The sequence below is a fragment of the Bradyrhizobium sp. JR3.5 genome, from assembly GCF_054057015.1.
The window spans coordinates 2,646,354-2,665,211 of record NZ_JBSRYV010000001.1; the positions used below are offsets into that span (position 1 = coordinate 2,646,354).

General features: G+C 61.9%; 22 protein-coding genes and 1 pseudogene. 15 read left to right on the forward strand and 8 right to left on the reverse strand.

What is annotated here, in order from left to right; translation table 11 throughout:
- Positions 1-97: 97 nt before the first annotated feature.
- Positions 98-970, forward strand: a complete 873-nt coding sequence (locus ACVWW1_RS13335; protein WP_456656094.1) for a bifunctional helix-turn-helix transcriptional regulator/GNAT family N-acetyltransferase — start codon at positions 98-100, stop codon at positions 968-970.
- 69 nt (positions 971-1,039) lie between these two features.
- Entirely contained in the window at positions 1,040-1,537 is a 498-nt protein-coding gene (locus ACVWW1_RS13340) for a peptide deformylase (protein WP_456656095.1), read from the forward strand.
- A gap of 163 nt (positions 1,538-1,700) precedes the next feature.
- On the opposite strand, the gene ACVWW1_RS13345 is transcribed toward ACVWW1_RS13340, so the two are convergent.
- Together ACVWW1_RS13345 and ACVWW1_RS13350 are read right to left on the reverse strand one after the other, a co-directional pair.
- Entirely contained in the window at positions 1,701-2,960 is a 1,260-nt protein-coding gene (locus tag ACVWW1_RS13345) for a serine hydrolase domain-containing protein (RefSeq protein WP_456656096.1), read from the reverse strand.
- A 187-nt stretch (positions 2,961-3,147) separates the two neighbouring features.
- Positions 3,148-3,621 (reverse strand): VOC family protein, encoded by a 474-nt coding sequence (locus ACVWW1_RS13350; protein WP_456656097.1) that lies wholly within the window; start codon positions 3,619-3,621, stop codon positions 3,148-3,150.
- 1,036 nt (positions 3,622-4,657) lie between these two features.
- Between ACVWW1_RS13350 and ACVWW1_RS13355 the strand changes: the two genes are divergently transcribed.
- Positions 4,658-5,311: a glutathione S-transferase family protein gene (locus ACVWW1_RS13355; protein WP_456656098.1), complete on the forward strand. Its 654-nt coding sequence runs from the start codon at positions 4,658-4,660 to the stop codon at positions 5,309-5,311.
- A gap of 180 nt (positions 5,312-5,491) precedes the next feature.
- Here the strand turns inward: ACVWW1_RS13355 and ACVWW1_RS13360 are convergent, their stop codons facing one another.
- Complete coding sequence (locus ACVWW1_RS13360; RefSeq protein WP_456656666.1) at positions 5,492-6,145, reverse strand: glutathione S-transferase; 654 nt, start codon at positions 6,143-6,145, stop codon at positions 5,492-5,494.
- A 112-nt stretch (positions 6,146-6,257) separates the two neighbouring features.
- On the opposite strand from ACVWW1_RS13360, the gene ACVWW1_RS13365 reads away from it, so the two are divergent.
- Positions 6,258-6,821 (forward strand): TetR/AcrR family transcriptional regulator, encoded by a 564-nt coding sequence (locus tag ACVWW1_RS13365; RefSeq protein ID WP_456656099.1) that lies wholly within the window; start codon positions 6,258-6,260, stop codon positions 6,819-6,821.
- Positions 6,822-6,975: 154 nt separating this feature from the next.
- Here the strand turns inward: ACVWW1_RS13365 and ACVWW1_RS13370 are convergent.
- Positions 6,976-7,873: pseudogene (locus tag ACVWW1_RS13370) on the reverse strand (LysR family transcriptional regulator).
- 280 nt (positions 7,874-8,153) lie between these two features.
- On the opposite strand from ACVWW1_RS13370, the gene ACVWW1_RS13375 reads away from it, so the two are divergent.
- Both ACVWW1_RS13375 and ACVWW1_RS13380 read left to right on the forward strand, forming a co-directional pair.
- Complete coding sequence (locus tag ACVWW1_RS13375; protein ID WP_456656100.1) at positions 8,154-8,888, forward strand: SDR family NAD(P)-dependent oxidoreductase; 735 nt, start codon at positions 8,154-8,156, stop codon at positions 8,886-8,888.
- Positions 8,889-8,935: 47 nt separating this feature from the next.
- Positions 8,936-9,535: an NADPH-dependent F420 reductase gene (locus tag ACVWW1_RS13380; RefSeq protein WP_456656101.1), complete on the forward strand. Its 600-nt coding sequence runs from the start codon at positions 8,936-8,938 to the stop codon at positions 9,533-9,535.
- A gap of 143 nt (positions 9,536-9,678) precedes the next feature.
- Here the strand turns inward: ACVWW1_RS13380 and ACVWW1_RS13385 are convergent, their stop codons facing one another.
- The 4 genes from ACVWW1_RS13385 to ACVWW1_RS13400 all read right to left on the reverse strand — a co-directional run bounded on the left by ACVWW1_RS13385 (position 9,679) and on the right by ACVWW1_RS13400 (position 12,185).
- Positions 9,679-10,287, reverse strand: coding sequence for a hypothetical protein (locus ACVWW1_RS13385; protein WP_456656102.1), 609 nt, complete (start codon positions 10,285-10,287; stop codon positions 9,679-9,681).
- The gene (locus tag ACVWW1_RS13390) at positions 10,287-10,919 is read right to left on the reverse strand and encodes a DUF6915 family protein (protein WP_456656103.1); all 633 of its coding nucleotides are present in this window, start codon (positions 10,917-10,919) and stop codon (positions 10,287-10,289) included. Before ACVWW1_RS13390 ends, ACVWW1_RS13385 begins: the two co-directional genes overlap by 1 nt.
- Before the next feature lie 370 nt (positions 10,920-11,289).
- The gene (locus ACVWW1_RS13395) at positions 11,290-11,787 is read right to left on the reverse strand and encodes a MarR family winged helix-turn-helix transcriptional regulator (RefSeq protein WP_456656104.1); all 498 of its coding nucleotides are present in this window, start codon (positions 11,785-11,787) and stop codon (positions 11,290-11,292) included.
- An 11-nt stretch (positions 11,788-11,798) separates the two neighbouring features.
- Entirely contained in the window at positions 11,799-12,185 is a 387-nt protein-coding gene (locus ACVWW1_RS13400) for a hypothetical protein (RefSeq protein ID WP_456656105.1), read from the reverse strand.
- Between the two features lie 146 nt (positions 12,186-12,331).
- Here ACVWW1_RS13400 and ACVWW1_RS13405 point away from each other — a divergent pair, with 146 nt between their 5' ends.
- The 9 genes from ACVWW1_RS13405 to ACVWW1_RS13445 all read left to right on the forward strand — a co-directional run bounded on the left by ACVWW1_RS13405 (position 12,332) and on the right by ACVWW1_RS13445 (position 18,708).
- Positions 12,332-13,219, forward strand: coding sequence for a LysR family transcriptional regulator (locus ACVWW1_RS13405; RefSeq protein ID WP_456656106.1), 888 nt, complete (start codon positions 12,332-12,334; stop codon positions 13,217-13,219).
- Positions 13,220-13,359: 140 nt separating this feature from the next.
- Entirely contained in the window at positions 13,360-13,929 is a 570-nt protein-coding gene (locus tag ACVWW1_RS13410) for a carboxymuconolactone decarboxylase family protein (RefSeq protein WP_456656107.1), read from the forward strand.
- A gap of 200 nt (positions 13,930-14,129) precedes the next feature.
- Positions 14,130-14,411, forward strand: a complete 282-nt coding sequence (locus tag ACVWW1_RS13415) for a hypothetical protein (RefSeq protein ID WP_456656108.1) — start codon at positions 14,130-14,132, stop codon at positions 14,409-14,411.
- Entirely contained in the window at positions 14,412-14,807 is a 396-nt protein-coding gene (locus tag ACVWW1_RS13420; protein ID WP_456656109.1) for a DJ-1/PfpI family protein, read from the forward strand.
- A gap of 126 nt (positions 14,808-14,933) precedes the next feature.
- On the forward strand, positions 14,934-15,473 hold the full coding sequence (locus ACVWW1_RS13425; protein ID WP_456656110.1) for a carboxymuconolactone decarboxylase family protein: 540 nt from the start codon (positions 14,934-14,936) through the stop codon (positions 15,471-15,473).
- Positions 15,474-15,569: 96 nt separating this feature from the next.
- Complete coding sequence (locus ACVWW1_RS13430) at positions 15,570-16,499, forward strand: LysR substrate-binding domain-containing protein (RefSeq protein WP_456656111.1); 930 nt, start codon at positions 15,570-15,572, stop codon at positions 16,497-16,499.
- Positions 16,500-16,737: 238 nt separating this feature from the next.
- Positions 16,738-17,301, forward strand: a complete 564-nt coding sequence (locus tag ACVWW1_RS13435) for a cytochrome P460 family protein (protein ID WP_456656112.1) — start codon at positions 16,738-16,740, stop codon at positions 17,299-17,301.
- Positions 17,302-17,426: 125 nt separating this feature from the next.
- Positions 17,427-18,287, forward strand: coding sequence for an alpha/beta fold hydrolase (locus ACVWW1_RS13440; protein WP_456656113.1), 861 nt, complete (start codon positions 17,427-17,429; stop codon positions 18,285-18,287).
- Positions 18,288-18,321: 34 nt separating this feature from the next.
- Positions 18,322-18,708, forward strand: coding sequence for a nuclear transport factor 2 family protein (locus ACVWW1_RS13445; RefSeq protein ID WP_456656114.1), 387 nt, complete (start codon positions 18,322-18,324; stop codon positions 18,706-18,708).
- The last annotated feature ends 150 nt before the right edge of the window (positions 18,709-18,858 follow it).

The following is an 18,858-nucleotide window of genomic DNA, read 5'->3' on the forward strand; positions in this document are numbered from 1 at the left end:
TCCAGCAATATCCAGCTCGCAGCAGGTTCGCACCGGCTCCATCAACGGGATCGGCCGCCGATTGACGCCGCGACGATATCTGACTAAAGTCAGATATATGCTCGACCCGGTTTCCCGCGTCCGCCGCTTCAACCGTGCCGTGACCTCCGCGGTCGGCGCGCTCGACACCTCGTTCCTCGGACGCGGCCGGCCGCTCGGCGCGGCGCGGGTGCTGAACGCGATCGGCCACGGCCGCGCCGATGTCGGCGACATCAGGGATTACCTCGGGCTCGATTCCGGCCTGATGAGCCGCCTGTTGCGCAGCCTCGAGGACGAAGGGCTGATCGAGACCACGGCGCATGGCGACGACGCGCGCCGCCGCATCGCCCGCCTGACGCCTACGGGCAAGCGCGAGTTCAACGCCTATGAGGCGATCTCCAACCGGCAGGCCAAGGCCTTCCTCGCCCACCACACCCAGCGCGAGGCACTGCTTTCGGCGATGGATCTGATCGCCTCGGCGCTCGGGCGCGACGGCACGGCGCTGCAGGAGATGGACCCGCGCAGCGACGAGGCACGCTACTGCCTCGGCGAATATTACGCCGAGCTGGCGCGGCGCTTCAAACAGGGTTTTGACGTCAAGCTGTCGCGCGACCCTGATGCGAAGGACATGGTCCGCCCACGCGGCAGCTTCATCGTGGCGATGTCCGACGGCCTGCCGATCGGCTGCGTCGGGCTGAAGGGCAGCAGCAGTGAGTTCGCGGAGATCAAGCGGCTCTGGGTCGCACCTAGCGCGCGTGGGCTTGGCCTCGGCCGCCGCCTGATGGACGCGGCCGAGAAGGCCGCGCGCGAGCTCGGCATCGCGGTGCTGCGGCTCGACACCAACAGCGCGCTGGCGGAAGCCGGCCAGCTCTATCGCCGAACCGGCTGGACCGAGATCCCGCGCTTCAACGACGACCCCTACCCTGACCTGTTCTTCGAAAAGTGTCTCTGAGCGGCGCGGCGCGCGCCGCCTCTGCACGCCCATGTTGTCCAGCACCCTGCACTGGCCTAAGACACCGGCATGACCATCCGCCCCGTCGTCCGCTATCCCGATCCGCGGCTTGCGGTCCCGGCTGAGCCGGTCGACGTATTCGACGACGCGCTGCGCGAGCTGGCAGCCGACCTGCTCGAGACCATGCATGCGGCACCGGGTATCGGCATCACCGCCCCCCATGTCGGCGTGTCGCTGCGGGTCGTGGTGCTGGAGCTCGACACCAGCGAGGGCCCGCGGACCTATGTCAATCCGGAGATCATCTGGACCTCGCCCGAGATGATCCTGCACAAGGAAGGCAGTGTCTCGATGCCCGGTGTCACCGACGAGGTCGAGCGCCACGCGCGGGTCCGCATCCGCTATCAGGATCTCGACGGCAACATGCAGACCGAGGAGTCGGACGGGCTGCGCGCGGTGTGCCATCAGCACGAGATCGACCAGCTCGACGGCGTGTTCTGGATCAGGCGGTTGTCCCGCCTGAAGCGGGAGCGGCTGATCAAGCGCTTCGAGAAGCTGTCGCGCGGTTAGGCCGTGGTCCCGTAGCCCGCATGAGCCAACGGGTCTCGCGAAGCGCGCGCCCGATGACAGACTCCGCGACATGCGGGATCGGCTCGGATGAGCCGACGAGCGGTCCCCGGATATCGCTCCACTCATCCGGGCTACGGTGCTATCGCGACGATAAACCTCGGCCTCACCCTCCCGCCATCAAATCCTTGGCCAGCTCCATATAGGCCGGCAGCGTCACCGGGTCGTTCGCGGCGTTGCCGGCGGCGTGATGCGAGGCATAGCGCGCGATCACCATCTCGGCTTTCGGATCGATATAGATGCCCTGGCCGTGCACGCCGCGCGCCATGTAGGCGCCGTGCGCGTTGTGCGTCACCCACCACTGATTGCGGTAGGAGGCGCCGGGCAAGGTGGTGTAGCCGGCCGGCTTGAATTTTTCGGGATCGCCGCCGCGCGCGATGTCCTCGACGACACCAGACGGCACAATCTGCCGGCCGTTGAAGCGGCCGTGATTGCGGATCGTCTCGCCGAAGCGAGCGAGATCGCGCAGCGTCGTCGACAATCCGCCGCCGCCGCTTTCGGTGCCGATGCGGTCGACGTGATAATGCGCATCCTCTTCCGCGCCCATCGGCGCCCAGATCCGCTCCGAGAGCAGGTCCGACAGCGTCATGCCGCTCGCGCGCCGGCAAATAAAGGCCAGCACGTCGGTGTTGACGGTCTTGTAGGCGAAGGCCTTGCCGTGCTCGCCCTGCTTGGTCTGCGTGCAAAGGAAATCGAAGATGTTGGTCGCGCCCTTGTAGCCTGCCGGGATCGGCGCCATGCCGTTGGCGCGCCGCAGTCCCCACACGTCGGAATTCCTGTCGGTATAGACCTCGGTGTATTTGAGGCCCGTGGTCATATCCATCACCTCGTGCACGCGCGCATCGCCGAACGCGCTTGCCTTCAGCTCCGGCACATAGTCGGTGACCGGCGCCTGCGGATCGATCTTGCCCTCGGCGACCAGCATACCGGCGAGCACGCCGGTGAACGACTTCGTCACCGACATTGCGATATGCGGCTTGTGCGGCTTCAACGCGCCGAAATACCGCTCGTAGATCAGTTTGCCCCGGTGCAGCACGGCGATGCCGTCGGCATAGCTCTCCTCGAGCATGCGCGCAAACGTCTGCGGGCGGCCGTCCATCGTCACCGACGCGGAGGCGCCGATGTCGTGATCTGCACGCGGCAGCACCGACGCCGGCCCCGCCCCGCGCCAGACATTCACGGTCGGCACCAGCTGGCGGATATTGCTCCAGGCCCAGCGCAATTCGGGGAAGCTGCGGAACGAACCGTCCTGGAATGTGATCGTCTTGTCCTGCGGCGGTGGAAAGCCCTGCATCCAGCCGAGCGTCTCGGGATCGCTCTCGGCGGTGGTGGAAGTTTGTTGCGTGGCGGCGGCTGCGACGGACATCAAGGCTGGCTCCAGGGCTGCGATGCGAAATTCGTATCATGCGATGGCATGAGACACATCCCGCGTTTGAGCCGGGGTGACCGGCGCCGCGAGCGCGGGCCGCGGCGCGAATAGTTGCGCGACCGCGCCACCCGCTTGATCCGACACATGACTGTCGCGTCCGGGCCAAATCATTCCACCAAGCGGATTACGCCGCGGCCGCCCGCTCGATCGCGGCGATGTCGATCTTCTTCATCGTCATCATCGCCTCCATCGCGCGCCGTCCGGCGGCGCGATCGGATCCGTTGACGAGCTCGAGCAGCCGCCGCGGCGTGATCTGCCAGGTAAATCCCCAGCGATCCCGGCACCAGCCACACGGCAGTTCCTTGCCGCCGTTCGAAGTGACCGTATTCCAGTAACGATCGGTCTCCTCCTGGCTGTCGGTGAGCACCATGAAGCTGACCGCCTCGTTCGGCGTGTAGTTGGAGCCGCCATTCAGTCCGACGAAGCGGCGGCCGAGCACGGTGAACTCCACCGTCAGTTCACCACCCTGCCCGATGCCAGGTATCGGCGAGACATGCCCCGCATCGACATGGCTGTCGGGAAAAGTCGCAGCATAGAATTCCGCCGCTGCGCGCGCCTGGCCCTGATCGAACCAAAGGCATGTGACGAGATCGGTCATTTGCAGTCTCCTGGTTTGTGCGAAGGACGGTTGGCGAAGACGGCAGCCGACAGGCCGACGAAAATAATCTGCGGGAACTGCGTTTGTGACGACCCGCCTCCGCACACACCACCGTCGTCCTGGCGAAAGCCAGGACCCATAACCACCGAATTTGATGATGAACGGGATCATGGCCCGAACGTCGCGCGACAATTCTCATCCGGGGTAATGGGTCCTGGCTTTCGCCAGGACGACGACGAGGAAAGTTCTCGATTCAAGTTGTCACACCACGCGGTGTCATCACCCGCGCATGCGGGTGATCCAGTATTCCAGAGACGCCTGTGCTTGAGCCGCGAGGCTGCGGCGTACTGGATCGCCCGGTCGAGCCGGGCGATGACAGCTGAGGATGGAGACGTACCTTCGTATTCTCGCGACATGAATTGCCCGAGCTTTGCTCTTCGTTCCGCCCTCTCTGAGACAGAGGGCGCAGGGAAGACCGGGCGCCGATCGCACCCATGGGCCCCGTGCAATGAGGCAAGCACGGGGGTAGGACCACAGGTGTAACCGGGAACATCCCGGCCTTCCCTGCGCGATGGGTTACGGCTTATACGTGCTCTCCCCGGCGAGACTGGGCTTTTTTGTCACCGCCTTCGCAAAACGCTTTCGCGTCTTGCGAGAGGACACCTGCCACTAGGGCGTCAGGCCTGCACGATTTCGCCGTCCGCGTCACGCGCACTCGTCAGTTGCGCAATCAGCGTCCACCGCATCTCGACCCACGTTCGTGACGATCGCGAAGCGCCCCTCGTGTCGGGTGAGACGCACAGATTGAACATCTGAGTTGGGTGAAACGCCAAGCGGAATATTTTCTTATGCTGATATTGACAGGTTTTGGTGAGTTGCCCGTCGGGGTGATTTGTCGCAGGCAAAGGAGCGGGATTTGATTTGCGCCGAGGCAACTCAGGCACGCGAACAGCGTCGGAAGATTCCAGGATCGGCTGTCGTGACACGCGCCGCCCGCTCGTCCTCGGGACACCAGGCAAGGACACGGAGAGAAACGATGACCCCCACCATCACCGCCTTCGAACGGTCGCCCGATGGCGGCAAGGGACTGGCGCGCGATACGCGCGTTCGCTGGGCGCTGGAAGAAGTGGGCCAGCCTTACGCGGTTCGCCTTGTTTCGTTCCAGGCGATGAAGGAGCCGGCGCATCTGGCGCTGCATCCATTCGGCCAGATTCCAACCTATGAGGATGGTGATCTCGCGCTGTTCGAGACCGGATCGATCGTGCTCCATATCGCCGAGCGTCACGCAGGCCTGCTGCCTGATGATGCCAATGCCCGCGCCCGGGCAATCAGCTGGATGTTTGCCGCGGTCAACACGATCGAACCGCCGATCCTCGAACTCGTCACCGCCAGGATCCTGGAGAGCGACAAGCCATGGACCAGGGAGCGCCTGCCCCTGGTCATGGATCGCATCCGCGACCGGCTGAAGCAGCTCGCCGCCCGCCTCGGCGATGCCGACTGGCTCGACGGCAAGTTCAGCGCGGGCGACCTGATGATGGTGTCGGTGCTGCTCAGGCTGAGAATGTCAGGCATCCTCGACGAATTTCCGAACCTTTCCGCCTACGTCGCGCGCGGCGAAGCCCGGCCGGCTTACAAGCGGGCTTTCGCCGCACAGCTCGCGGTGAACACAAGCGAGCTACCGACCGCTTGATCAGGGGGGCGTCTCGCGTGGATACCGTTGCAGTCGACGCATGATGTCGTTCCGCCGCATATCCCGCATGCGGAGCGACATGCGGGATACCAACGATGTGCTGATCGGAAACACCAGGATGTCGTTCCATCCGGGCTATGCTTGCCGGTCGAGCAGTTGTTCGCAGACTACGATTTTCAATCAAGATGCCTCGATCGGCTCGGACATCGTTATCCGGTTCTTGACACTGGGACGCTCCTGCATCCTTGCATACCATGCCGAAAGAGCCTCGCATTCCACCGGTACCGGCACGTTTACGAGTCCCGCGAAGATCAAGCCGCCTATGACGGTGATATCGGCCGTTGTGAACGCCTCGCCGGCGACGAACGGCTGTCTTTTCAGAATGCCGTCAAAATAGTGCATCCCCCTGAGGGCCTTGTCGCGCTGACGGAATCCCCATTCGGGATTCTGATAGATCTCGACATGAGGCCCAAGACCCGGTGTGGCGTGGTGGAAATAGACACTGATGGCGTCGAGCAGTTCCAGTTCGGCGCGCTTGCTCATCATGTGGATCACGCCCTTTTCGCGCGGCGTCCTGCCGGTCAGCGTCGGCGCGCCATCAAGCGCGTCAAGGTACTCGGTAATGGCCGTGCACTCGCCAATGAAGGTCCCGTCATCGAGTTCGAGCACCGGCAGGGTGCCCGAGTAGTTTTTGGCGAGGAATTCGGGCTTCTTGTGCTCGCCCTTGTAGAGATCGACCAAGACGAACTGCACGTGCGACCGCAGGTTCTTCTCGGCCAGGGCGATGCGAACGCGGGCCGGATATGGGCCGGTTGGCCAATCGTAAATCTTCATCATGACACCCTTTGCCTACCTGTCACTTGGTAGGCTTCATATGAAGCCTTCAAATCAGGCCGGTCAACGTCTATCTATCACTTGGTAGGTAACGAAGCAGTGAGGCGATGAAGTGAGTTCAAGCTCTCGGGAGGCCATCCTGGCGGCAGCAAAGCGTACCGCGCAGGCGCGCGGCTATAGCGGCTTGAATTTCCGCGATCTCGCGGACGAGGTCGGGATCAAGGCCGCCAGCATCTATCACCATTTCCCGAGCAAGGCCGATCTCGGCGTAGCCGTCGCGCGGCGATATTGGGAGGACACCGCCGCCCAACTCGAGGCGATGCTGGCAGAGGCGACGGATCCTGTCCGCTGCCTGCGTCGATATCCCGAGGTGTTTCGCAAAGCGCTCGAGAGCAACAATCGCATGTGCCTCTGCAGCTTCATGTCCGCGGAAGTCGACGACCTGCCGGACGCGGTGAAGCAGGAGGTCCAGACCTTTGCCGACGTCAACGTGGCGTGGCTGAGCAAGCTGCTGGTGGCGGCGCGCCTGGTCAATTCGAGGAAGAGCGAACAGCGAGCCCGCGCCATCTTCGCCGCAATTGCCGGTGCGCAGCTCGTCGCCAGAAGCCGCTCCGATATTTCGCTCTACGACTCGATGATCGACAACTATCGCGCCGCTGGTCTTCTGCCGGCATAGATGGTCCGAACATCAGACCGCAGTGGGGCGGCGACGCCCTACTCCCACTCGAAGACGACCGTCTGCACGGGGGATTGACCGCGATGGCGCCTGGAACGATTGCAGCTCGGCTTCCGGCGGATTACGGCAAGCGCCATCGCCGACCCACCAGGCGTCAGTCCCGCGATATGGATAGCCCGGCGAGAAGCGGCGCGTACGCGGCGAGCCTGCGGGATACGAACTCCGTGAAGAGGCGCACGCGCTTCGTCTTGCGTGTCTCGCCCTGCGTGAGAAGCCAGAGCGTTCCGTACATGTGCAGGTCGGTGCCCGGCACCCTCACCAGCAGGGGGTCGGCATCTCCGACGAAGCACGGCAGTGTCGTGATCCCGAGCCCTTGCCGTACAGCAACGATCTGCGCCTCGGCGTCCGTGGTCCTGAACGGAACCCCCGTCGTGCGAACCTCACCCTCGCTGGCCCAATCCGGAATTCCATGAATGCTGATGACGATCCACCGGATCGGATCAGGCACGCCGGCGCGCCACGCGGCTAGTCGATCGCGAGACATGTAGACGCCGCCGAACAGCTCCGGTCCCTTCAGGCCCGTGAAGATTGAGTGGCAGGGTTTTGCGGTCGTAGACGACGCGGATCGCGACGTCGGCCTCTCGGTTGGTCAGATTTGCCAGCTCGCCGAACGACAAGATTTCCATCTCGATGTCCGGATGCAGACGCGCGAAATCGGCGAAGTCCGGCATCAGCAGGTGTGTCGCAAGCGGCGGTGCCAGCGTCACCCGCAGAAGCCCGCGCACGCTCTGGTCGCGCCCGAAGACGCGCGTCTCCAGCAGGTGCGACGACGCTTCCATCTGCTCCGCGAACTCGAGGACCTCCTCGCCCGCAGCCGTCAGGCGGTAGCCCGAAGGCAGCTTTTCGAACATGTGCACCCCGAGCCGTTCCTCGAGCTGGGCGATGCGTCGCAGCACGGTCGAGTGGTTCACACCGAGGCGCTCGGCGGCAGCTCGCACCGAGCCTCCGCCCGCGACGGCCAGAAAGTAGCGAACGTCATCCCAGTCGATCATGGTGCAATCCGGCACCGCGGGGTGTGCCTTCCAGAGCCCGTATCCAATACATCAAACGGCATCCCGTATGTGGGTAGCACGGGCAGTGATCATAGCCCATTCCGACAAGCGCAGCCCAATTCCGAACGGCGGACACCGATCGTGGCGTAGTTGTCCGGCCGGATCGATTTCGCACCACCGATGTGCGCGCTTCCGCACTCAACGCCCGACGCCGGCGGACCCATTTCGAGGTTCTCGGGGGCCTCCCCGAACAACAAAGACGGAGTCTGAAGGAGAAGTCATGGGAAAGCTTGAAGGTAAGGTTGCAGTCATCACCGGTGGATCGAGCGGCATGGCGCTGGCGAGCGCCAGGCGGTTCGTTGAAGAAGGCGCCTATGTCTTCATCACGGGCCGAAGGCAGGAGGCGCTCGACGAGGCCATCAAGCTGATTGGCCGGAACGTGACCGGCGTGCGCGGCGACGCAGCCAATCTCGACGACCTCGACCGTCTGTTCGACACGGTCAAGCGGGAAAAGGGCAGGATCGACGTCCTGTACGCGAGCGCCGGCATCGGCGAAGCCGTCCCACTGGGCGAGATTACCGAGCAGCATTTCGATGCGACCTTCAACCTGAATGCGCGCGGCACGCTGTTTACGGTCCAGAAGGCGCTGCCGCTGTTCAACGATGGCGGATCGATCTTCATGACCGGGTCAGTTGCTTCGATCAAAGGCTTTCCTGGTTACAGCGTGTATGCGGCGAGCAAGGCGACGTTGCACGCATTCGCACGCGGTTGGCTCAACGAACTGAAAGGCAGGAATATCCGGGTGAACGTGCTGCACCCGGGGCCGATCGCCACGCCGATGCAGGACCAGGTTCTCACCGAGGAAGCGAAGCGGATGTTCGAATCCATGATTCCACGGGGAAAGATGGGTCGTCCTGAGGAAATCGCGGCGGCCGCACTGTTCCTTGCTTCAGACGATTCCAGCTTCGTGAATGGCGTGGAGTTGTCTGTCGACGGCGGCTTCTCGGCCATTTGAATGGCCGGGGCATCAACATCAACATCAACACGGATCGGAGAAGTATGATGAGCTATGCGATTGTAGGATTCGGTGCGATAGGCCAGGCCCTCGCCCGCGCCTTCGCCCGCAAGAGCATCGAGCTGGCCGTCGCGAGCCGCCGGCCGCCCGAGGCGTTGGCGCCGCAGGCTCGGGCGATTGGACCCACGGTGGTCGCCAAGTCGCTGCGGGATGCACTCGAGGCCGACACCATCATCCTGGCGGTCCCGTTCGGGGAGCATCGCGAGGTTGCGAAGGCCCTGCCGAGCTGGAAGGGCAAGACGATCATCGACGCGATGAACGCGTTTCCAGTCCCTGAAGAGCTGGACGGTCTCCCGTCCTCCGCCTTCGTCGCGAAGGCGTTCACCGGCGCCAAGCTCGTCAAAGGGTTCAATCACCTGATTGCGGCCAAGCTGGCTGCCGATCCGATCGTCGAGGGCGGCCACCGGGTGGTCTTTCTGTCTGGTGACGACGAGGACGCGACCGCTCCCGTGGCGGCCTTGGCCAAGCAACTCGGGTTCGCACCCGTGAAACTCGGAAAGCTCAACGAGGGTGGCGCGCTGATCCACGCACGCGGCCGCACCTGGGGCCCGCTCATCTTCCAGGATTTGTTCAAGAAGGAGCAGTGATCGAAGGCGTATGGACGCTGTTCGAAGAGCAGCTAGCCGCTTAGCCCGCATGAGCGCAGCGATATGCGGGAGACACGACGCGAATGGAAGAGTCCCGGGTATCGCTAGGCTCATCCGGGCGGCGCATGCTGCGCTCATCCGCGCTAGTCCTGCCAATCCACCGCTTGGCGCCAGCTTGGCTTGTCGTTTTCGCCAAGAAACTCCAGCGGAACTGGATTGCGGATAGCCCAGTCAAACCGCTCCTTCGCTTCGGCGAAATAGCTCATCTCCGCATCCTCCCAGATTGCGAAGACAGGATCGCACTCGTCGTAGGTCACGTTGTTGGCGCTGAGGACGAGCCAGGTCAGCCCGTTTTGTACGACAATTGACAATGTTTGATCGGGCATCCTGATGTCGAATGCCTTGGCGAATAGATCGCGCCATCCGGCTGCGTCGAGCGCACGGAGGACGGCATACGCAGTCTTAGCCTCGCGCGAAGCTGTCACGATGTCGCGATCGAGATCAACACCGGGATAGTATGAGCTTTTCTCGCTGATGAAATCACCGCATCGAACTGCTCGCCAATTATAGGTGTGTGCATCATCAAAGCGATTGGGCGATGAAGCAACGGCAATCGGATCCTGCCCCAGTCCGATAAGCTGAGAAGCGGCTTCCCGCACGAGCCCATCGAGACGTTGGAACGCGCCCAGTTCTCTAACCTCCCACGGACCAAGCCGCAAAACGCCGTCCGGCAAGACTGCTCCAAGCTTCATTACTCGACCTCGCGTTGCTGCCGCGATTGTAGTGTGTGAACGACGGCAACCATAGGCGGCACGGCGCGATACCAGCCGAAGATTATCCGCTCCGCGCTGAGCGCGGGATCGAAGACCTTTCCATCGACGTCAATCGGCGGTCCGATCAAGCGGCGAACCAGAGCTGGACCGAACGAATTCCCGAGAACGCAAAGTGCGTCCGCCCCGAAATCAGACGCAAAGGTCGCGGGCATCATAAGCAACTCACAGACCTGCCGAACGGGTGCGTCGTGGGAGATGCCGCTGCGCGAGGTCTCCTCGGCGATGACGCGCTCGGAATTGATTGGAAGTGTCCCGGGATAAAATCGCGGCAAATGTGGTCGCCAGCAATATCCCAACCAATCGGAAAGCGTCCGGCTCTCCCCGAGGTCTTCAATAACATGCTGGCGCACGAGTTGCTCGACGTCGTCGCGATCCGAAAAGGCCATCCTTGCAAGCGCCGCACCGAAGTCGATGCTATGCAGTATCATGCGATGCCGCATGTCAGCACACGCTGCCTTCGTGCTGTCCAAAAACTCGTGAACAGCCAAATAGTCTTGCCATCGGCCTCCGAGCGCCCGAGCGCTACTGACAGCGTGCTGGTAAGGTCTCATGACAGAGTACGCGGACCTCAGGTAGGGAACGTCGGCCAGGCTAACTGCCGTTCAGCAGCCGACGTTCCTTATTCCCACTCAATCACCAAGGAAGAAGTTTCCGCGTTGATTTACAAGCACAAACCTTCAAGCCTGACGGACAAATCCCGACGGTATACCCGCCCTATTTTTTCGGTCTTGAATTCACAGGAAAATTTGGGTGGCGCTGAGGGTTGGTACCTTCAGCAAGTATCTGAATCAATCGGGGCATTAGACGGACTCAAACTCGGAATGGCCTCCTCTTGGGCTTTCCCCGACTTGCAGCAGATACCGTCATCGGTCAGTCGGGCAGGCCCTTGATGTCCGGTTTGCGCGCCACCAGCGGCCACTCCTAACAACTCGGCTCTTCACCTTTGGAACGTGTGTCGGGATCGCTCGGTCGGCGGAGTTTTAGACGTACCATTGCCAACGCGCGCCTCAGAGAGGTCATTCCCTCCGCTCCGAGGTCGATTGCACACGAGAACTTCTCGAACGCGCTCCTCGCCGTTGGCTTGAGCGCGCGTCCGGGATCAGCGAGAGTTATGCGAACCTGTCTGTTGTCCGTCGGATCACGTTTGCGGCGGACATACCCGGCGGCTTCCAGCCGCTTCAGAAGGGGCGTCAGAGTGCCGGAGTCGAGGAAGAGCCGAGCGCCTAGCTCGTTGAGGGTGACGTTGTCGCGCCCCCACAACATGATCATCACCAAAAATTGGGGGTACGTCAGACGAAGCGGATCAAGCAGCGACTTGTATGCCTTCTTGAATGCGAGGGCGGTCGCGTACACCGCGAAGCTCACGTCGTCATCCAGATCCATCGCTCCTGAACCTGCGTCACGGGGATCGTGTGTCATGGGCGTGCGGCCTAGCGCCCGTCGGCCGCTTGCGCGCGCATTAACCGTAGAGAAAGGACGCGGGCGACATTCGATGGAAGGTGAAGAGCGCCCTTCATTGCACCGAGAAAGTCATTCACGGACTTCAAGAGGCCGACACGAAAGATCTGGACGGGTCGCATCGAACTTAGCCGGTAGGCGATCGAATTGAGAACGACCACGTTCATGTACGCGATGACCATCAGGTCCTGCGCGGCCAGGCTGCCGGGCGGCATAATGGCGGCCGCAAGCGCCACGGACGCCCTGACGCCGACGCAGGCAGTTCGATTTCTGCCCAGCTCGGTGCAGAGATCCGCGTGGCTCGGAAGAACACGTTCGACCAGAAGCCCCGCCGCGGACCGCAATGCTGTTGTTGTCATGACCAATACTCCGTCAGCCGTCCCGCTTTCAGCGCGAGCGGACCGTTGGGGAGCACCTTGCAATGTTGCGCAGAGAAAAATAATCTTGCGTTTCGGAGATTGTGACTTCCAATAAATGAAAGTCGAAAATGGATAGGCTGGAAGCGATGTCGATCGTGCTGCAGACGGTCGAGAAAGGCAGCCTGACGGCGGCGGCCAAAGCCTTGAACATGCCGCTGCCGACGCTCAGCCGGAAGCTTAGTGACCTCGAAGCCTATCTCGGGACGAAGCTGCTGCAGCGTTCGACGCGCAAGCTCGCCCTGACGGACGCGGGTCAGTCTTATGTTGCTTCGATCAAGCGCATCATGGAAGAAATCGAAGAAGTCGAAAGAGCGGCATCCAGCGAGTACACCACTCCGCGCGGCGAGCTGGTTCTGACGGCGCCGCTCCTGTTCGGTCAGATGTACATTCTGCCCATCGTCACGGACTTCCTTGCGGCCTATCCGGAAATCAACGTCCGGCTCCTTCTGTCGGACAGAAACCTTCATCTATACGACGATCACGTCGACATGGCCGTGCGCCTGGGCGACCTACCGGACAGCAGCATGATCGCGACGCGCGTCGGGACCATGGACACAGTGGTGTGCGCCGCACCGGACCTGCTGGCGGCTCACGGCGTTCCGAAACACCCGAAGGATCTGCAAAGGCTGCCCTGTGTGATCTTCACTGGCCCTTCCTCCGCAATCTGGTCCTTTCGGAATCCCGCGAACAAGCGCGAATTTGGAGTCGACATCGTTCCGCGTCTATCGGTCACGGCCGCCGAATCCGCCGTTCAGGCTGCGGTCCGTCGCACCGGCCTCACCAGAGTGTACCGCTACCATTGCGCCGATGAGCTTCGATCCGGAAGGCTCGTCCAGGTGCTGCAGGAGTTCGACGTCGAACCCATTCCTGTCCACCTCGTCCACGCCGCACGCGGGCAATTGCCGCTCAAGATGCGGGTCTTTCTGGACTTTGCCGCCAGCCAGCTGCGATCGGCCCTATCGAAGCTGGGATGAGAGGATGGTCACGACGGCCCGCTCCCTCTTCCATAGCATGAAAGAGACACTTCCATTTTTATCGGATTATTCTTTCCAATGAAACATCCGATGGTCTCCTCACCGAAGCCAAGGTGGCTCGGTTGCAAAGGAGAAACGTCATGGCTCGCGCCCCCATCCCTTCCATTCAAGAGGCCCCCACCAAGTCCCAGTCGATCCTTGAGAACTACGTGAAGGTTCTCGGCGTGGTGCCGAACTTCTTCTCTCTGATCTCCCAGTCGCCCGATGCCCTGAAGGCGATCGCCGACATGCACGCGACGCTCGGCAAGAGCATCGGCCACAAGACCCGCGAACGCCTGCACATCATGACCGCCGAAGTGAACGGCTGCAGCTACTGCCTGACGGCCCACAGCTATCTGGCCGGCAAGCTGAACGGCTTGACCAAGGACGACATGGAGCTCAATCGCGAGGGTCATTCCACCGATCCCCAGGCCGACGCCGCGCTGCAGTTCGCCTACAAGGTCGCCAAATCGCGCGGTCACATCGAGGATGCGGATTTCGCGGCCGTTCGCGCTGCGGGCTTTACCGACACGCAGATCATCGACATCGTCGCCGAGACCGCCTTCAGCTTCATCACCAATCTGTTCAACAACACCTTCAAAACAGACCTGGACCCGTCATTTCCAGAGCTTCACACCCAGGAAGGCGGCTTGATCGAGGTATCGGCCTAGCCGGCGGATCTGGCCTTCGGCCTTTCCGCCGGCCGGACCTCGCGTCGGCGCAGAACGCTTCAACGTTTGTTCGTGAGCGATTCGTTGCCGCGTTCAAAAACCTGAATGGGCGATGACTAAATCGTCGCGTCCCGCTTGAGACACACGCAACCCATCCGACAACAGCCCCGCCGTCAACGTACGGCTTTGAGGAGGTATCAATGACCACCGTCGTGATCCCCGTCTACGACGAAGTAACTCAGCTCGACTTCACCGCGCCTCATCAGTTTCTGACGATGATTCCTGACATCACGGTCATCGTCGCGTCGATCGGAGCAGCGCCGGTGACGTCCCACGGCCTCTCTTTCGCAAAGCTGGCCGATCTGGAAACCATCGGCAGCTGCGACGTTCTCTGCGTCCCCGGCGGCCTCGGCTGCATCGACGCCATGGAGGATGCCCGCTTCATGTCGGCTGTACGCCGGCTGGCGAGCACCGCCACCTAAGTGACCTCCGTTTGCTCCGGATCTCTGATCCTTGGAGCCGCTGGATTGCTTAGGGGACGTCGAGCATCGTCGCACTGGGCGTGGCTCGACCTGCTGCCGGCATTCGGTGCTATCCCCGAAAAAGCCCGCGTCGTTCGCGACGGCAACATCTTGACGGGCGGTGGCGTCACCGCCGGCGCCGACTTCGCACTGACGCTGATCGCCGAACTGCGCGGTGAGGATGCCGCACAGTGCGTGCAGCTGGCCCTGGAATATGCCCCTGCCCCTCCGTTCCAATCCGGCGACGCGGATACTGCGCCGGCGCACATCCGCTACGCGGTAATCGAGCAGATGGGAGAAATGATGGGCGACACGCGCCGACGCGTCGAGTCGGTCGCAAGCCGAGCCCACCAATAGTCGTCGCGTACGAACGCCCCTCAGAAAAGGGGCCGGATGGCGGGCGGTGCTTTGCGGCCTGCGCCCGCCTTGCGGAAGGAAATTGGGATGAACTTGTAAGGAGAGATCACGTCCCGCTTGCGAATATTGACCCGCGACGGTGCGCCTGCAGCCAGTAAACCAATCCTGGACAACATTTATCGGAAGCTCGGCATCGTGCCTAATCTGTCGCGTCTGATCGGTAGTAGCCCGGTCGCACTCGAAGCGTTCGCCGCGTTTCAGGACGTGTTATCCAGGACCCTCGACTCGAAGACACGCGCACGAATCGCCCTTGCGGTGGCTCAAGTCAACGGTTCCGACTACTGCCTGTCGGCTCACAGCTATCTCGCGATCAATTTCACCAAACTGCCTCCGGAGGAGATCGCGCTCAATCGAGCGGGCGCATCGAAGGATCCGAAGGCGGACGCGGCGGTGAAGTTCGCGGCGAAAGTGGTTCGGAAGCGTGGTCATGTCGGCGATGCAGACCTTTCGGCGGTGCGGCTCGCCGGCTACGGAGACGCGCAGATCGTCGAAATCGTAGCCCTGGTGGCCGAGAACGTTTTCACGAACTACCTGAACAAGGTGGCTGAGACCGACATAGATTTCCCGATCGTGCGGACAGAAGCTCTCTCAGGGCGGGGCGAGTAGCGAGCGAGCCGACGCGCTCCAAGGCGCGATGTATCCTTGCGGAAATCGGCGACGCACGAATGACCGCGATCGGCTGCAGCAATCATGGAGATGGCTATGAACCTCGATATCGATTGTCTCCGCACGCTTCTTCTGGTGGCGGATACGATGAGTTTTTCCCGGGCCGCCGAAATCGTCAGTCGATCCCAGTCCACCATCAGTGCGCAAATCGCGAAACTGGAAGGGCAACTCGGTCAGCCATTGCTGTCGCGTCGCAAAGGCAAGGTTTTGGAGCTGACTCCGCATGGAGACCGTCTGGTAGAGTATGCAAGACGAATTCTGCAACTGAACGACGAGGCCTGCCGGTCGATGTCGGAAGAACCACTCGACGGTTTTGTCCGCTTGGGTGTTCCGCTCGATTTTTTCGGTCGCGAGCTCACGGCCTGGCTCGCGCAGTTCAAGGCGAAGCACCCGATGGTCGGGTTGGAGGTGGAAGCCAACCAGTCGGAAGGATTGCAGAAGCGGAGCGCGCGCGGAGAATTTGACCTCGCTTTCTTCAAGCAGGACATGGGTGCCAAGCTTGGCACGGTGGCCCAGCGCGAGCAGTTGGTGTGGGTTACCGGGCCGCATTTCGAGTGCGAAGAGATGGACTCCATACCGCTGGTCTTGTTTCCGGAAGGCTGTGCGTATCGCCGTTGCGCCCTCGCTTCTCTGAAGGCTCACGGTTCACCCAGCCATATCAGCTTCGTCGGTCCCAGCTTCGAGAGCCTCAAATCGGCGGCGATAGACGGCATGGGAATTACCGTGCTCGCCCGCGCACTGGTCAAGTCCCCGCTGAAGATCGTCCCTCACGGAGGACGTCTTCCTCAGTTGCCTGCAGTCGAACTGGCGTATTCACAAAGCCAGCGGAGCAATTCCAGCGTGGTCAACGAGCTTACCAACCATCTTGCCGACAGCCTCGCGATGGCGGACCAAGCGCCGACCGACAGGCTGCATCTGGTAGAGGCCCGCACAGCTCTGCGTGCGCATGCGTACGAGGGGGACTAAGCGTCAGCGCCTTCAATAAGCTCAGCCCTGAACGGCGTCGTCCAGAAGAGTTTGACGCAGTCCATTATAGGGAAGTTCGATGCTCCAATCGGAAAAATCGATTTTGAGATCGGCGCGCTTCTGACTAGCGTTCCAGACAACAGGCGGCATTCCTACATTCGCCGTCGCGCTTCCACGCCGCGACGCCGAGAGGATGACTGCTGGATCCCAAACCGAAAAAGGCCGAAAGAAGCATCGCATGAATCGTAAGAGTTTGTTTGCCGTCTCGGTCGCGCTCGCCTTCAGCGCCTCCGTAGCGCTCGTCCTCGCAGCCGACGAGCGGCCCGCGAAGCCTTCGAACGTGGAGGATGCCGCCGGCAACCTGCACGTCCCGAGCGACTATCGCGAGCTCTACGAATATCTGGGCAGCTGGTCGGTGGCGGACGACGACAAACCGGGCGCTAAGCAGATCCACTCGGTCTACGCGTCGCCAGGAACACGCGAAGCTTTCAAGAGGACGGGAAAGTTTCCCGACGGGACCGTGCTGGTCAAGGAACAGTTCGAGGCAAGCACGGATACGATGACCTCGGGTACGGCGAGCCACCAGGACAAGCTCAACGGCTGGTTCGTTTTGGTGAAGGATTCCACCAAACGGCACCCCGGCAATCCCTTGTGGGGTGACGGTTGGGGATGGTCCCATTTCGACGTGGGGGCTCCCACCCGCACCAATGCGACTGACTATCACAACGATTGTCTGCCCTGTCACACTCCCGCCCAGGCCACCGATTGGGTCTATACGCAGGGTTACCCGTCGCTGCGTTGAAGCCATGCCTCGAGAACGCGCTGATCGATAGATGCTTTCGACAGATGCTCGCGAGTCCATCGATGAAAGGGGAAACCGGCGCGAGTCGGCAGTTCCTTCGCGAACTCTAGCTTCAGGAAATCCATATGCCACTCAGTTTCAAAACCATCGATGTCGACGGCCTCGAGGTCTTTTACCGTCGGGCCGGTGACCCGTCCCGGCCTAAGTTGCTACTGCTCCATGGCTTCCCGACCGCAAGCCACATGTTCCGCAATCTGATCCCGCAACTCGACGATCGCTATGATGTTGTTGCACCTGATCTGCCCGGCTTCGGCATGACCGAGCAGCCGGCGCGCGATCGATTCACCTATACATTCGAGAACATCGCCAAGGTGATCGGCCGCTTCACCGAGATCCTCGGGCTGGACAAGTTCGCGATCTATGTCTTCGACTACGGCGCTCCGGTCGGCTTCCGACTGGCGCTGAAGCACCCCGAGCAAATCACCGCGATCGTCACCCAGAACGGCAACACCTATCTTGAGGGCGTATCCGACGCCTTCGCGCCAGTCCAAACCTACTGGAACGAACCGACCCAGGCCAACCGGGACGCGCTGCGCGGCTTTCTGGCACCGCAGACAACTCTTTTCCAATATACGCACGGCGTGGCGGACCCGAGCCGGGTCTCGCCCGACGGGCGTAATCTGGACGATTTCTATCTGGCACGACCAGGCAATGACGAGATTCAGCTCGACCTCTTGCTCGACTACCGATCGAACGTCGCGCTCTACGACGCGATCCAGGTCTATTTGCGCCAGCATCAGCCGCCCGTCCTCGCCGTCTGGGGCAAGAACGACCCGTTCTTCATTCCGCCCGGCGCCGAAGCGTTCAAGCGGGACGTGCCCTCGGCCGACGTCCGCTTCGTCGACAGCGGTCACTTCGCACTCGAAACCCACGCAAGTGAGATCGCGGCGGCGATGCGCGACTTTCTCGACAAGCACGTCGGCTGACGCCGCGTGGTGCCGCGTTTTCAGGAGATCTATCGTGACCACACTCACCGCAATTGTTCGAAGCTTCTACGACAGATTAGCGGCCGGCGACGCGCCAGGCGCGCTGGGCCTGATGGCGCCCGACATCGAATGGATCACGATGTGGCACTATAAGGTCGATGGCCGCGGGCCCGAGCGCGTGGCCGAAGGTCTGTTCAAGCCGTTGGCGGCGGAGTGGTCAAGCTTCGCGCTCGTCCCCACCGAATTCATCGCGGAGGGCAACACGGTGGTGTCGCTCGGCGATTTCACGGGGGTACACGGCGCGACGGGCAAAAAGGCCGAAGCCCGCTATGCGCATGTCTGGATCGTTAAGGACGGCAAGATCACCCACTTCCGCCAGTACATCGACACGCTGGCGGTCGCCGAGGCGCGCCGGTCATGACCCATCGCGATCCTCACAGGCCAGAGCGGCGACGGCTTCCTAGCGCAAGGCAGAAGCGATCGATAAGTTCAGCCCCGCTCCATCGAACCTCCTGGAAAGCCACTTTTTCAGAACGCAACGAACGCTCCGGCTGCGACAGGGCGAGAGTTG